The organism is Streptomyces sp. ISL-43 (assembly GCF_018614195.1).
Classification (GTDB): Bacteria; Actinomycetota; Actinomycetes; order Streptomycetales; family Streptomycetaceae; genus Streptomyces.
In genome coordinates this window covers 17,840-32,150 of sequence record NZ_JAGGOT010000054.1, presented here as the reverse complement: position 1 = coordinate 32,150, position 14,311 = coordinate 17,840, and the positions used below count along the sequence as shown (strand labels likewise).

The 14,311-nt window shown below is 72.9% G+C and carries 12 protein-coding genes; 4 read left to right on the top strand and 8 right to left on the bottom strand.

The annotated features are described in order from the left end of the window. Nucleotide 1 precedes the first annotated feature (1 nt). From thpR to J7F03_RS29240, 3 genes are all read right to left on the bottom strand, one after another. Nucleotides 2–592 carry an RNA 2',3'-cyclic phosphodiesterase gene (gene thpR / locus J7F03_RS29250; RefSeq protein ID WP_214954727.1) on the bottom strand — a complete coding sequence of 197 codons (591 nt, stop codon included), beginning with the start codon at nucleotides 590–592 and terminating at the stop codon, nucleotides 2–4. A 152-nt stretch (nucleotides 593–744) separates the two neighbouring features. Continuing rightward, nucleotides 745–2,091, bottom strand: a complete 1,347-nt coding sequence (locus J7F03_RS29245; RefSeq protein ID WP_214954725.1) for an MFS transporter — start codon at nucleotides 2,089–2,091, stop codon at nucleotides 745–747. A 26-nt stretch (nucleotides 2,092–2,117) separates the two neighbouring features. Continuing rightward, complete coding sequence (locus tag J7F03_RS29240; protein WP_214954723.1) at nucleotides 2,118–2,555, bottom strand: MarR family winged helix-turn-helix transcriptional regulator; 438 nt, start codon at nucleotides 2,553–2,555, stop codon at nucleotides 2,118–2,120. Nucleotides 2,556–2,675: 120 nt separating this feature from the next. Here J7F03_RS29240 and J7F03_RS29235 point away from each other — a divergent pair, with 120 nt between their 5' ends. Next, a complete protein-coding gene (locus tag J7F03_RS29235) occupies nucleotides 2,676–2,858 on the top strand; it encodes a hypothetical protein (protein WP_030156886.1) in 183 nt (60 codons plus the stop codon). Between the two features lie 31 nt (nucleotides 2,859–2,889). Here the strand turns inward: J7F03_RS29235 and J7F03_RS29230 are convergent, their stop codons facing one another. Continuing rightward, on the bottom strand, nucleotides 2,890–4,296 hold the full coding sequence (locus tag J7F03_RS29230; RefSeq protein WP_214954721.1) for an NCS2 family permease: 1,407 nt from the start codon (nucleotides 4,294–4,296) through the stop codon (nucleotides 2,890–2,892). A gap of 134 nt (nucleotides 4,297–4,430) precedes the next feature. On the opposite strand from J7F03_RS29230, the gene J7F03_RS29225 reads away from it, so the two are divergent. Together J7F03_RS29225 and J7F03_RS29220 are read left to right on the top strand one after the other, a co-directional pair. Beyond that, nucleotides 4,431–4,745 (top strand): DUF2530 domain-containing protein, encoded by a 315-nt coding sequence (locus tag J7F03_RS29225; RefSeq protein WP_214954720.1) that lies wholly within the window; start codon nucleotides 4,431–4,433, stop codon nucleotides 4,743–4,745. A gap of 122 nt (nucleotides 4,746–4,867) precedes the next feature. Further along, the gene (locus J7F03_RS29220) at nucleotides 4,868–7,342 is read left to right on the top strand and encodes a cation-translocating P-type ATPase (protein WP_214954719.1); all 2,475 of its coding nucleotides are present in this window, start codon (nucleotides 4,868–4,870) and stop codon (nucleotides 7,340–7,342) included. A 36-nt stretch (nucleotides 7,343–7,378) separates the two neighbouring features. Here the strand turns inward: J7F03_RS29220 and J7F03_RS29215 are convergent, their stop codons facing one another. Continuing rightward, on the bottom strand, nucleotides 7,379–8,569 hold the full coding sequence (locus J7F03_RS29215) for an MFS transporter (protein ID WP_214954718.1): 1,191 nt from the start codon (nucleotides 8,567–8,569) through the stop codon (nucleotides 7,379–7,381). An 81-nt stretch (nucleotides 8,570–8,650) separates the two neighbouring features. Here J7F03_RS29215 and J7F03_RS29210 point away from each other — a divergent pair, with 81 nt between their 5' ends. Further along, nucleotides 8,651–9,634, top strand: a complete 984-nt coding sequence (locus J7F03_RS29210) for a DUF5937 family protein (protein WP_214954717.1) — start codon at nucleotides 8,651–8,653, stop codon at nucleotides 9,632–9,634. Between the two features lie 29 nt (nucleotides 9,635–9,663). Here the strand turns inward: J7F03_RS29210 and J7F03_RS29205 are convergent, their stop codons facing one another. The 3 genes from J7F03_RS29205 to J7F03_RS29195 form a co-directional block, all read right to left on the bottom strand. Continuing rightward, nucleotides 9,664–12,852 carry a sacsin N-terminal ATP-binding-like domain-containing protein gene (locus tag J7F03_RS29205; RefSeq protein ID WP_251072663.1) on the bottom strand — a complete coding sequence of 1,063 codons (3,189 nt, stop codon included), beginning with the start codon at nucleotides 12,850–12,852 and terminating at the stop codon, nucleotides 9,664–9,666. A 151-nt stretch (nucleotides 12,853–13,003) separates the two neighbouring features. Next, a complete protein-coding gene (locus J7F03_RS29200; protein ID WP_214954715.1) occupies nucleotides 13,004–13,639 on the bottom strand; it encodes a class F sortase in 636 nt (211 codons plus the stop codon). Continuing rightward, complete coding sequence (locus J7F03_RS29195; protein WP_214954714.1) at nucleotides 13,632–13,949, bottom strand: hypothetical protein; 318 nt, start codon at nucleotides 13,947–13,949, stop codon at nucleotides 13,632–13,634. The genes J7F03_RS29200 and J7F03_RS29195 overlap by 8 nt, the downstream gene beginning before the upstream one ends. Nucleotides 13,950–14,311 lie beyond the last annotated feature (362 nt).

The window sequence follows — 14,311 nt, the reverse complement described above, 5'->3', positions numbered from 1 at the left end:
CCTAACGCGACCGGGCCCGCCCCTCGTACGGAGGGGCGGGCTCTCCCAGTTCCCAGGCGCCGACGACCTCGTAGCGGGGCTGCTCGCCCGGGACGCCGCCGGCCGGCAGGTAGCTGCGGACCAGGCTCAGCTCGCCGACCCGCCAGGCGGTGCCCTCGAAGGAGGCCAGCCGCTCGCAGTAGGGCCGCACGTCGTCCGCCTCGTCGCGGAGCCGGCCGAGGGTGAGGTGGGGCGTGTACCGGTGGTGCTGGTCCATCGGCACCCCGGAACGGCGCGCGGCGGCGTCGGCCCGCTCGGCGAGCATCCGCAGGGCGTCGAGGTCCCCGGCGGCGCCCGCCCACAGCGAGCGGTGGCCGAAGTGGCCGGAGCTGTGGATCCGCAGCGTGAAGGGCGCCGAGCGGGTCGCTGCGCGGGCGAGGCGGGCGTGCAGTTCGGGGAGGAGTTCGTCGCCGACCTCGCCCATGAAGGCGAGGGTGAAGTGCCAGCCCGCTTCCGCGGTCCAGCGCATGCGGTCGTCGCGCAGTCCGTGCACGGCCTCGGCCAGTTCCGCGATGGCCGCCTCGGGCGGGATGACGGCTGCGAACAGTCTCATGGACCGAGACTAGCGGGGCTGCCCGGGTGCGGCGCCGTTGCCGGGGGCCGGCCCCCCCGGGCCCCCGCGCCTCAAACTCCCCCAGGGCGGAGTCCGGGGGGCCCCGGGCGGGGCTGGATTGCCCGGAGGGCAATCGCAGCCCCGCCCAGGGGTCAGGCCGCCGCGACCAGTTGGCTGCGGCCCGTCGGGACGAAGGTCACGCCGTGGCGGTTCACGCTGAGGCGGAGGTTGCCCACGCGGGAGAGGACGATGCCGATCGTCACGGCCGCGACCAGGGACACGGCGCCGCCGGCGGCCATGCCGATCCGCGCGCCGTAGGTGTCCGTGATCCAGCCGACCAGCGGTGCGCCGATCGGGGTGCCGCCGGTGAAGACCATCATGAACAGGGCCATCACCCGCCCGCGCATCTCCGGGTCCGTCGCCATCTGCACGCTGGAGTTGGCGGTGACGTTGACCGTCAGCCCGAACACGCCGATCGGGACGAGCAGTGCCGCGAACAGCCAGAAGCCGGGTGCGAAGGCCGTCACCAGCACGAGTACGGAGAAGAGCACCGCCGCCGCGACCAGCAGCCGCAGGCGGGAGTGGCCCCGGCGGGCCGCGAGCAGCGCGCCCGCGAGCGAACCCGCCGCGATGAGGGTGTTGAACAGGCCGTAGGTGCCCGCGTCCCCGTGGAAGACGTGGCTGACGAAGGCGGACAGCCAGATCGGGAAGTTGAAGCCGAAGGTGCCGATGAATCCGACCAGCACGATCGGCCAGATCAGCTCGGGGCGGCCGGCGACGTAGCGCAGGCCTTCGCGCAGCTGTCCCTTGGCGCGCGGCTGGACCTCGACCCGGTGCAGCTCGTGCGCCCGCATCATCAGCAGGCCGGCGATGGGGGCCGCGAACGAGAGGCCGTTCAGCAGGAAGGCCCAGCCGGAGCCGACGGCGGTGATGAGGACGCCGGCGAGCGCCGGGCCGACCAGCCGCGCGGACTGGAAGTTGGCCGAGTTCAGGCTGACGGCGTTGGCCACCTGGTCCTTGCCGACCATCTCGGAGACGAAGGTCTGGCGGGCCGGGTTGTCCACGACGGTGACCAGGCCGAGCAGGAAGGCCGCGAGGTAGACGTGCCAGACCTGGACGTGGCCGGCGAGGGTGAGGACGGCGAGTGCGATGCCGGTGAGGCCCATCGCGGTCTGGGTGCACAGCAGCAGCGGCCGCTTGGGGAGCCGGTCGGCGAGTACGCCTCCGTAGAGGCCGAACAGCAGCATCGGCAGGAACTGCAGCGCGATGGTGATGCCGACGGCAGAGGCGGAGCCGGTCAGGGAGAGGACGAGCCAGTCCTGGGCGATGCGCTGCATCCAGGTGCCGGTGTTCGAGACGACCTGTCCCGTGGCGAAGAGCCGGTAGTTCCGGATCTTCAGCGAGCTGAACATCGAGTTCTTGCCCGGGGCGCGCTCGGCGGCGCGCGTCGTGGTGGGTATGTGGCCGGGGGCGGAGTCTGCTCCGGGTCCCGTACTCAAAAAGGGTTCGCCTCCTGGCGTCGTTCCTATAGGTGCGCGAGCTTGTCCAGGACGGGCGCCGCTTCGCGCAGCTTGGCCCATTCGTCCTCGGTCAGCTCGGCCGCGAGCCCGGCCAGGAAGGCGTTGCGCTTGCGACGGCTCTCTTCGAGCATCGCCTCGGCCTCCTCCGTCTGGCGGACCACCTTCTGTCGGCGGTCGTCGGGGTGCGGTTCCAGCGTGACCAGTCCCTTGGCCTCCAGCAGCGCGACGATGCGGGTCATCGACGGCGGCTGTACGTGCTCGCGTCGGGCCAGCTCACCTGGGGTGGCCTGGCCGCAACGGGCGAGGGTGCCGAGCACCGACATCTCGGTCGGGCTCAGTGATTCGTCGACGCGCTGGTGCTTGAGGCGCCGGCCCAGCCGCATGACGGCCGAGCGGAGGTCGTTCACGGCGGCGGCGTCGTCGCCATGGGAAAGGTCATGCATGTTCTTTAGAGTAACTCATTACCCTACCTAAGGAACACCACTTATCTGGCGTCACTCGTACGGGTGAGTCCGCTCCGGAAAGTGACACGCGTCCCTGCCTTGTGCCCCGACTCTTTCGGCATGGGGACACATGTGCTGAGCATGCGCATAGACGGGGAGCTCCTCGACAGGCTCCGGACTCATGCCGCCAAACGCGGAATGAGCGTCCAGGACTATGTGGTCCGGACGCTCATTCGCGACGATTTCGACGAACGCTTCAAGGCGGCCGTCGATGAGACGGAGAAGTTCTACGGGCTCACCTGAGCCCGGCTCTTCCCGGTGGTGGCGGCTGGAGCTACGTGAGGCCCAGCGCCGGCATCGCGTAGTAGAAGACGAACACCGCCGAGACCACGTACATGGCCACCGGGACCTCACGGCCCAGGCCGGTCGCCAGCCGCAGGACGGAGAAGGACACGAAGCCGATGCCGATGCCGTTGGTGATCGAGTAGGTGAACGGCATCATCACCATGGCCAGGAAGGCCGGGACGGCGATGGTGAAGTCGCTCCAGTCGATGTCCCTCACCGATCCGGCCAGGATCAGGAAGCCGACCGCCACCAGGGCGGGGGTGGCCGCCTGCGACGGCACCATGGTGGCCAGCGGGGTGAGGAACAGCGCGACGGTGAAGAGGCCGCCCGTCACGACGTTGGCCAGGCCCGTACGGGCACCCTCGCCGACGCCCGCCGTGGACTCCACGAAGCAGGTGGTGGCCGAGGAGGAGGTCGCGCCGCCCGCGGCGACGGCCATGCCGTCCACGAACAGGACCCGGTTGATGCCGGGGAAGGAGCCGTCCGGCTTCGTCAGCTTCGCCTCGTCGCCGACGCCCAGGATGGTCCCCATGGCGTCGAAGAAGCAGGACAGCAGGACGGTGAAGACGAAGAGGACGCCGGTCAGCACGCCGACCTTGCCGAAGCCGCCGAACAGGCTGACCTGGCCGACGAGCCCGAAGTCGGGCGCGGCCACCGGGTTGCCCGGCCACTCCGGGACGGTCAGGCCCCAGGCCGGGTCGGGGAGCTTGGCGATCAGCTGGACGCCGAGGGCGGCGAGCGTCATGGCCACGATGGAGATCAGGATCGCGCCGGGCGTCTTGCGGATGAGCAGGGTCAGCGTGAGCAGCACGCCGATCACGAAGATCAGTACGGGCCAGCCCTGCAGGTGGCCGTCGCTGCCGAGCTGGAGTGGGACCGTGGTGTGCGCGACGTCGGGGATGCGGGAGACGAAGCCCGAGTCGACCAGGCCGATCAGCATGATGAACAGGCCGATGCCGATCGCGATGCCCTTGCGCAGGCCGAGCGGGACGGCGTTCATGACGCGCTCGCGCAGGCCGGTGGCGACCAGCAGCATCACCACGAAGCCGGCCAGGACCACCATGCCCATGGCGTCGGGCCAGCTCATGCGCGGGGCGAGCTGCAGGGCGACGACGGTGTTGACGCCGAGGCCGGCCGCCAGCGCGATCGGGACGTTGCCGATGACGCCCATGAGGAGGGTGGTGAAGGCCGCCGTCAGGACGGTGGCGGTGACGAGCTGGCCGCCGTCGAGCTGGTGCCCGTACATGTCCTTCGCGCTGCCCAGGATGATCGGGTTCAGCACGATGATGTAGGCCATCGCGAAGAAGGTGGCGAAGCCGCCGCGGACCTCGCGGGCAATGGTCGAGCCGCGCTCGGAGATCTTGAAGTAGCGGTCCACGGGGGCCGACGTGCTCATACGGTCCTGGTCCTCATTGGTGATTCATACGACGAAAATGGGCCAAGCGCAAACCGTTTCAGTATGAACACATGAACGAAGGGGCGTCTATCTCCGCGCGTAGACCCTCGGTCGACCGGCCTAGACTTGGCCCCATGGCGAAATGGACTGCGCAGCACGAGGCCCCCGAGCCCCTCGAGGGTCCGATCGTCGGCACCGTCACCGGCGGCACGATCCTGTGGTTCGCCCTCTTTGTCGTCCAGCTCCCCTTCTACGGGTGGTTCGCGGACCGGGACCTGCTGTGGTGGGTCTGGAGCTGCGCGGCCGGCGGGGTCCTCGGCCTGATCGGCCTCTGGTACGTCCGCGGCCGCGACGCGGCCCTCAAGCGCCACGCGGCCGAGCTGGCCGCCGGTGCCCCCGCCGCGCGGGACGAGGGCGGCACGCCGGGCGCGACGCCCCGGGAGGCCTAGCCCTTTCGGGCCGCACCCGCGGGCGGGAAGGGGCTACCAGCGGAGGATTCGACTCATCCCGAAGTCGGATCTTCGGGTTGCTCGGCGGGTGAAGCACCGGATCGCCCTTTACCGTCGAAAGCATGACGCAGCGGGCGCGGATCGAATCGGATGGGCCGGAGCCGGGCGGTGGCGGTGGCGCGGCCGCCGGGACAACCATCGACGCGGGGGCGGAGCTCGACCCCGTACACCCGGTCAAGCCGCCCGCGCCCAGGTTCAAGCCCGGCGGGCTCGGCACGGCCGAAGTCGCCGAACGCGTCGCGCGCGGAGCGGTCAACGACGTCCCCGTCCGCAGCAGCCGCTCCACCCCCGACATCGTCCGCGCCAACGTCTTCACCCGGTTCAACGCCATCATCGGCGTCCTGTGGGTGGTCATGCTCATCGTCGCGCCGATCCAGGACAGCCTCTTCGGCTTCGTGATCATCGCGAACACCGGCATCGGCATCATCCAGGAGATGCGCGCCAAGAAGACCCTCGACGGCCTCGCCGTCATCGGCGAGGCGAAACCCAGCGTCCGCCGCGACGGCCGGACCGCCGAGATCTCCACCTCCGAGATCGTCCTCGACGACGTCATCGAGCTCGGCCCCGGCGACAAGGTCGTCGTCGACGGACTCGTGGGCGAGGCCGACGGGCTGGAGATCGACGAGTCCCTCCTCACCGGCGAGGCCGACCCCGTCCTGAAGGAGCCCGGCGACCAGGTCATGTCCGGCTCGTTCGTCGTCGCCGGCGGCGGCGCCTTCACCGCCACGAAGGTCGGCCGCGAGGCCTACGCAGCCCAGCTGGCCGAAGAGGCCTCGCGCTTCACGCTCGTCCACTCCGAGCTGCGCTCCGGCATCTCCACCATCCTCAAGTACGTCACCTGGATGATGATCCCGACCTCCATCGGCCTGATCATCAGCCAGCTGATCGTCAAGGACAACAACCTCAAGGACGCCATCGCCCGGACCGTGGGCGGCATCGTCCCGATGATCCCCGAGGGCCTGGTCCTCCTCACCTCCGTCGCCTTCGCCATCGGCGTCATCCGGCTCGGCCGCAAGCAGTGCCTGGTCCAGGAGCTGCCCGCCATCGAGGGACTCGCCCGCGTCGACGTGGTCTGCCTCGACAAGACCGGCACCCTCACCGAAGGCGGCATGGACGTCACCGAGTGCCGCCCGCTCGGCGGCGCGGACCCCGTGTACGTCAAGAAGGTGCTCGGCGCGCTCGGCGAGAGCGACCCGCGCCCCAACGCCAGCCTCCAGGCGATCATCGACGCCTACCCGGACAGCGCCGAGTGGCGCTGCACCGAGTCACTGCCCTTCTCCTCCGCCCGCAAGTACAGCGGCGCCAGCTTCAGCGAGGGCGACGGGGAGAACAACACCTGGCTGCTCGGCGCCCCCGACGTGCTGCTCCCGCCCGGCGACCCGGCCCTGGAGGAGATCAACGCTCTCAACGAGCAGGGCCTACGGGTCCTCCTGCTGGCCCGGGCCCCCCTCGAACTCGACGACCCGGCCGTCGCCACCGGGGTCAAGCCGACCGCCCTGATCGTCCTGGAGCAGCGGCTGCGCCCCGACGCCGCCGACACCCTGCGCTACTTCGAGGACCAGGACGTCAAGGCCAAGGTCATCTCCGGCGACAACGCGGTCTCGGTCAGTGCGGTCGCCGGCAAGCTGGGCCTGCCGGGCGCGGAGAGCACCGTAGACGCCCGCGAACTTCCCACCGGCCAGACGGAGATGGCCGACGTCCTCGACGAGAACGCCGTCTTCGGCCGGGTCACCCCGCAGCAGAAGCGCGACATGGTCGCCGCGCTGCAGTCCAGGGGCCACACGGTCGCGATGACCGGCGACGGGGTCAATGACGTCCTCGCGCTCAAGGACGCCGACATCGGCGTCTCCATGGGCTCCGGCTCGGAGGCCACCCGGGCCGTCGCGCAGATCGTCCTCCTCAACAACAGCTTCTCCACCCTGCCCTCGGTGGTCGCCGAGGGACGCCGCGTCATCGGCAACATCACCCGGGTCGCCACCCTCTTCCTCACGAAGACGGTCTACTCGGTGGTGCTGGCCGTCCTGGTGGTCTGCACCCAGGTCGAGTACCCGTTCCTGCCGCGCCACCTGACGCTGCTGTCCACGCTGACCATCGGCATCCCGGCCTTCTTCCTGGCCCTCGCGCCGAACAAGGAGCGGGCCAGGCCGCACTTCGTGAAACGCGTGATGCGCTACGCCATCCCCGGCGGCATCATCGCCGCCGTCGCCACCCTCGTCACGTACCTCGTCGCCCGCCACCACTACACCGGCCCCGACGCCCTCAAGGCCGAGACCAGCGCCGCCACGCTCGCGCTGTTCCTGACCTCGATGTGGGTCCTGGCGATCATCGCCCGCCCGTACACGTGGTGGCGCGTGGGCCTGGTGGGCGCGATGGGCGGCGCGTTCCTGATCGTCCTCGTCGTGCCGTGGCTCCAGGACTTCTTCCAGCTGAAGCTGGAGGGAGCGGTGATGCCGTGGACCGCCGTCGCCATCGCCGCCGGAGCGGCCACCCTGATCGAGTTCACCTTCCGCTGGGTGGACCGCAAGTTCCCGGCCTAGCCGACGGTGCCGCCGGGCATCGAGCCGTCCCGCCCGTCAGGCCGCCAGCGCGTGCTCCGTACGGGCCGTGATGCGGGTGCGCAGGCCCAGCGTGGCCGCCGCGGCGAGGAGGCCGGCGGCGAGGGCGCCCCACCACAGGGCGGTGGCGCCGGCGCCGGTGTAGAGGGCCACGCCCAGGGTGAGGGCGGAGAAGCGGGCGACGCCCCAGGTCCAGCTGAAGGCGCCCTGGTAGCGGCCGCGGGCCGCGGCCGGGGCCAGGTTCGCCACCACGGCGGCGGCGATGCCGGCCACGACCACCTCGCCGAGGGACCAGACGGCCACGGAGACGACGTACCCGGCGATGGAGTCCGCGAGCCCGGTCAGCGCGACGCCGGCGGCGATCAGTACGCTGCCCGCCGCCTGCACCGGCAGCTGCGGCAGGTCAGCGAGCCGGGCCGTGACGAACGGCTGGAGACCCACCACCAGCACGGCGTTGACCGCCGCCAGCGCCCCGTACACGGCCGGCGAGAGCCCGCTGTCGCGCACGGCCAGCGGCAGCGCCACCTCGGTCAGCGAGTACACGAACAGCTGGATCCCGAGCAGCGGGAGCAGGGCGAGCAGCAGCCGGTCCCGCAGGACGACCCCGTAGCCCAGGCCGCCCTTGTCCGAGGCCGCCGCCGGGGTCCGGGCGGGCTCGCGCAGCCGGGTCGCGACCACGACGGCGTAGACGAGCGCCGTGCCGGCGTCGACGGCGAAGAGCAGCCAGTAGCCGTGCGCGGCCAGGAAGCCGCCGAGCACTCCGGCGACGGCCGTGCCGATGTTGACGCCCCAGCCGAACAGCGCGTACGCCCGCTGGCGCCAGCCGGTGTCGACCGCGTCGGCCATCAGCGCGTAGGCGGCGGGCGGGACGGTCGCCCCGGCGGCGCTGAGCAGCAGCGCCGCGGCGGCCATCGTCCAGATTCCCGGGGCCAGGAACAGCGCGCCCTGCGCGACGGCGGAGCCGACGAGCCCGATCAGCATGGTGGGGCGGCGGCCGATCCGGTCGGCGAGCAGCCCGCCGACCGCCGGGCCGAGGAGGTTGCCCGCCCCCAGCGCACCGAGGACGTAGGAGATGCCGGAGCCGGTGATGCCCCGGTCGGCGAGGAGGAAGACCAGGAACGGGGTGACGAGGTGGCCGAGCCGGTTGACGATCGTGCCGGCGAAGAGGGTCCACACGGTGGGCGGGAGTCCGCGGAAGGAGGAGAACATGTGAGGAGCCTGCGTCCGGGCGCTCCGGCATCCTATTGATTAAGCTGGGGCCGAATCCAACGGGCCTATGGGGGCAGGGACATGGAATCACGACTGGCTTTCTCCGCGGCGGACCTGGCACAGACCCGCTTCGCGGTGTCCCCGATGTGGGAGGTCGTCACCAGCTTCCGGCTGCTGCGCGAGGCGACCGAACCGCCCCTGCACCGCCGGTGGGCCGCGCAGGTGCGGCCCCGGCTGGAGCGCGCGGGCCTGGACCGGGGCTGGCTCGCCGCCCTGATCCCCGGCGCCGGCTATCTCGCGGACTTCCTCAACCCGACCCCCGCCGGTCCCTTCCCCGAGCTGCCCGCCGAGTTGGCGGCCATCCGCCGCAGCACCCCGGAGCAGGTACGGTCCGACCTCGCCGTGCTGGCGGCCAAGTCCCGCCCGGCGCCTCGCCTCCGGCTGCTCCACGAGGAGCCGGAGGCCGCGCTGGAGAAGGTCGCCGCCGAGATCGAGACCTACTGGGAACTCGCCCTCGCGCCCTACTGGCCCCGCATCCGCCAGCTCCTCGAATCGGACGTCTTCCACCGCGCCCGGCAGGTCGCCGAGCACGGCTCCGCCCATGTCCTGAACGAGCTCCACGAATCCGTCAGCTGGGACGCCGGAACCCTGCGCCTGGTCCGCCGGCACTGCGAGCTGACCCGCGACCAGACCGGCTCCGGCCTGCTGCTGGTGCCCTCGGCCTTCGCCTGGCCCCGCGTGCTGACCCGCTCGGTGGCGCCCGAGCCGCCCCAACTGGCCTATCCCGCCCGGGGCATCGGCACCCTGTGGGAGCCCCGGACCACCGAGTCCTCCGACGCGGTCGCCGCCGTACTGGGCCGCTCCCGGGCACTGCTCCTCGCCGAGCTCGACACCCCCGCCTCCACCACGCAACTGGCCCGGCACAGCGGCCTGTCCGCCGCCGCGGTGTCCCAGCACCTCACGGCACTGCGCAACGCGGGCCTGGTCACCGGCCACCGCACGGGCCGCTCGGTGCTGTACGCCCGCACGGCCGTCGCGGACGCACTGCTCACCCCGGTGGGCTGACCTCGCGGCCCGCCCACCCGGGGGGCCACTCAGTCGAACCAGCGGTCGCGGGCCAGTTCCGCCGTCCGTGACGGGTCCTCCAGCAGGGCCGCGACCTCGAAGCGCCGGGGCCACTGGCCCGCCGCCCAGGCGAGGGCCGCCGCCACGCCCTCCAGCGTGGACGCGTGCAGGGTGCCGTCCGGGGTCTGGCGCCAGTCGAGTTCGACGCCGCCCGCGCGCAGCTCCTCGTGTTCCAGGTAGCGGTCCGGGGTGGCAGGGCCCAGCAGCTGCAGGACGGACTCGGGGACCTCGTGCTCCTCGCCCTCGGTGGTGACCTCCGCCGGGACCGTCTCCGAGAGCCGGCGGACCTGGAGCAGGTCGGCCAGGTCGGCGGCGCGCGCCGGGGCCACCGGCAGCAGCGGGAGCCCGGCCGTCAGCGGCAGCAGGTCGGGCGCGTCCGCGATCACCGCGTCGGCCGCGTCCACCACCACGACCTCGCCGTCTACGACGACGCGCAACTCGTCCGGCAGGGTCACCTGTTCGGGATCCAGTTCGGCCAGCGCCCCGTACAGGGCGTGCAGCTGGCGGCCGCCGACCTCCCGCTCGGGGTCGGCGAGCCGGCCCAGCAGCTCGGCCGCGCCGCCGGGCTCGTCCAGCAGTGCGGGCACGCTGGTGCGTACGCCGAGCGCCCGCAGGACCTGCTCGTCCTCGAAGCCGGTGGCGTCCGCCGGGGTGTAGAGGCCCGCCAGCAGCGGGTCGCCGCCCGCCGAGCGCAGGCCCGCCGGGCGGCGGCCGTCCAGGACCGGGTGGTCGCGCAGCCACCAGGCGGTGTACGGGCGCACGGACCGGGTGGTGCCGTCAGGGAGCAGGACCCGCACGGGCTGGGTCAGGGCGTCGCGCAGCGGGGGCTGCGCCAGCATGGCCAGGGCCTGGGGCCAGCAGTCGTCGTCGACCAGGTCGAGGTCCCGTACGGCGACCAGTTCGGTGGCGACCGGCGGGACGGGGGTGTCGGGGAGTTGGTCGAGTACGTCCTCGCACCACACGTCGACCGCGTCGAGCAGCCCGGCGTCGTCGGGCTCGGCGAAGTCCCCGTCGCGGGGCTCCAGTTCGTCCGGGTCCAGGACCACGTCGGTCGCGCGGACCAGCTGGAACTCGGCCAGGACCCCGACCGCGGTCAGGGTCTGCGCGTCCCAGCGGGCCACCAGGTCGGCGTCCACGTACGGGACTTCGTCCTCGCGGATGACGGAGGCGAGCGGGGAGCCGGGCAGCAGCAGCTCGCCGGCCGGGGTCGGCTCGCCGTCCTCGTCGGGCAGCGCGAGCGCGCCCAGCCACGGCTCGTCCCCGGGCGCCAGCTCGGCGGCCCGCACCAGCCCCAGGACGATGTCGGCCAGCTCCTCGGCGTCGAGGCCGTCCTCGTCCCACACGTCCCCGGCGTCCAGGGAGGCCGCGACGGCCGCCCGCACTTGCGGGGTCGTCAAGACGGCGCGCGGGGAGGCCGGGAGCGCGCCGAGCTTCTCCAGCAGCGGGTGCGCCGCGTCCGGGTGGGCCACCTTCAGGCCGAGCCGGGCCAGCTTCTCCGGAGCGGCGCCGTCCGTCTCCGCGGCGGCCGCGCCGGGCAGCAGGATGTGCCGGGGACCGATCGCGGTGCGCCCGTCGGCCAGCGGCACCGGGAGCCCGGATAGCCGGTCCGGGTCGACGCCCGCGAGGCTGTCGTAGAGCCGGTGCCACCAGTCGGGGGTCCGCTCGATGCCCGCGATCCGCTCGATGGCCTCGCCCAGCGGCAGCCTGCCCACCCCGAGGGCGCGCAGTTCGGAGCGGCGCTCCAGCCCGGCCGGGAGCAGGGTCGGCAGCACCTCGGCGAGGACCCGTACGGTGTCGGCGCCCGCGCCCTCCACCACCTCGGCCTCGAAGGGGCGCAGCGCGAAGCGCTCCAGCGGCTCGCCCTCCTGCGGCTCCTCGGGCTCGGCGGCCGGAGCGAGGAAGGCGGTGCGGGGCAGCCGCTTCAGGACGGCCGCGCGCAGTGCCCCGTCGAGCTCGCCCTTGCCCAGCGGCCCGGGCACGAGGTCCACGAGCGCGGTGCTCACCGGGTCCCAGGAGGCGAGCAGTTCGGCGTAGGCGTCGGCCGCGCGCTCCACCAGGAAGTCGGTAAGCGGCCCCGGCGCGGGATGCCGGCGCGCGGTGTCCAGCGGCAGGGTCGCGATGAGCAGTGCCGGGATCCCCAAGGGCTCGTCGGTCGGGGTCGGCGCGTGCACCACGGGGGCGGTGGCCGGGCGGACCGGCGCACCCTCGGCGTCGACGGGCACGGCCCAGGACACCGCCCAGGCGGGCCGCAGCCGTTCCTCGACGGGCCGGTCGGCGAGCAGCGCCTTCTCGATGGGGCCGCCCTGGCGGACGGTGCGCCAGCGGTTGGTGCCGGACGCGGAGTCCTCGATGACGGTGTACGGGCCTTCGGCGCGGCGGCGCAGCGTCCGTACGCCCCCGGCCGGCGTGTCCACGACGACCTCGGCCAGCCCCGGCAGGGTCAGCAGCAGGGCGTCGTCGACGGCGCCGAGCAGCCGCTCGACCAGGCCCTCGGCGGCGGCGTCGCGCAGCGGGAGGACCACGATGGTGTCGTACCCGTCGGGCGCGGTGCCCTCGGCGGGCAACGGGAGGCGCAGCAGCGGGACGTGGCCGTCGCGGCGGCGCAGCTCGTCGCCGAGTCCGGGGCTGCCGACGGCAGCCCCGCGGGCCAGCTCGCGGGCCTCGGCCAGGGACCAGCGGACTCCGCCGTGGCGGCCGAGGAGCGCGGGCTCGTCCGAGACGGCGAGGACGGCGGCGAAGCCGACGCCGAAGCGGCCGACGCTGCCGGAGGAGTCGTCGCGCTTGGCGGAGGCGCGCAGCGTGGACAGCGACTCCACGCCGGTGGCGTCCAGCGGGGCGCCGGTGTTGGCGACGGCGAGCACCGCGTGCCCGCCCTCACCGGAGTGCAGGGTGAGCCGCAGCAGGCCGGGGACCTTGGCGCGGGCCGCCGCGTCGGCGGCGTTCTGCGCGAGCTCGACGACGAGCCGGTCGCGGTAGCCGCCGAGCGCCAGGTCCTCCTCGGCGTTGGCGTCCTCGCGGAAGCGGGCCGGGCCCGCGCCCCAGGCGTCGAGCACCCCGCGCCGCAGCCGGGTCGTGCCGAAGGGGTCCACGCCACCCTGGGCCGCCGTCACTCGCACGCTCACGCCGCTGCCTCCAAGCTGTACCGCCCTGTACGGCATTCACCGAACGCCGAATGCCGAGGCCCTGAAGGTATCGCGTGCGGGCCCGCCCGCCGCCACGGGCCGGGCCCGCGTCCCACCAGGCGGGCGCGTGGAACACGCCGGTCGGGGCCGTGGGAGGCAGCGGGCAGGGGCGCGCGGGACGCGCCGGCTATTGCTGCCCGACGAGGCGGGCGAACACCACGACGTTGGCGTCCCAGTGGCGATCCGGGGTGAGGTTGCCGCCACAGGTGATGAGGCGCAGCTCGGCCTTGCCGTGCGTGTCCCCGTAGACCTTCTCGGTGGGAAAGCCGTCCTTCTTGAAGGTGTCGACCGAGTCGACCTCGAAGACGGCGGTGCTGCCGTCGTCGCGGTGGACCTCGATCTTCTCGTCCTTCTTCAGCTTCTTGAGGTTGAAGAAGACGGCCTCGCGCACCTGGGGGGTGTCCATGTGCCCGACGATGGCGGCCGCGCCCTTCTCCCCGGGGGTCGGGCCGTCCTTGTACCAGGCCGCGTCCTTCGGCTTGGCGAAGTCGGGCTCCTGCATGACGCCCCGCGGGTCGAGTCCCACGGTGTCGAGCGGTGCGTCGACCTTGATGTCCGGGATCACGACGCGGTCCGGGACGGACGGATTCAGGACCGATGCGGCCTTGGCGTCCGCCGTGCCGTTCTTGACGGTGTCACCGCCGCCGGAGGAGCAGGAGGTGACCAGGACGACGGTGAGGGCCGATGCCCCCGCCAGGGCGGCCGCGCGCAGTACGCGGCCGCTCCGGCGGGGGGCGCGGGCGGGGGCCGACTGCTCAGCCATGGGCTGCGGCGTCCGAGGGGACCCAGCCGAGGGGGGCCTGGCCGGTGTTCACGGAACCCTTGGGGGTCTTGTGGTTCTTCGGGTCGACCGGGGCCGGCTTCGGCTTCGGGTTGTCCGTCGCGTCGGTGGAGAACTTGACGGTGTCGAACTTCTTGCCGCCCGCGAAGGCGTCGACGCCGTAGTTGCCGTCCGCGACCTTCTCGACCTTGGCGGTGCCGCCCCGGCCGTCGGCGGCGAACGCGACGGTGGGGACCGCCAGGGCGATCGACGAGGTGAGGGCGATCGCCGAGAGGGTGAGTGCCTTGCGCATGGGATTCCTCCTGAACGGGCCGGGGTTCGTTCCCGGCACACCAGACATGAGGGACATCCCGGGGTGCCCGGTTGCACCCCCCGCAGGGGCCGCGGGGCGCCCGTGCCGAAGGTCCCGATGGAGGAAACCGCAGGCCGCGGGGGCGGTCGGGTGCCTCCGTTTGCGGGCTCTTTGCCCCGATTTTTGGGACCAAGGTCCCGGGATCCGGCCGACCCGCCGGGCCCTGTTCTTCAGGCCTCCTTCAGGACCGCTTCAGGCTCGGCTCAGGACCTCCTCAGGGGTGCGGCGGGCAACGCGGAGCCCCCGGTGACGGGATGTCACCGGGGGCTCCGGAGCGTGTCGGACGGCCGTCTGAAGGCCGC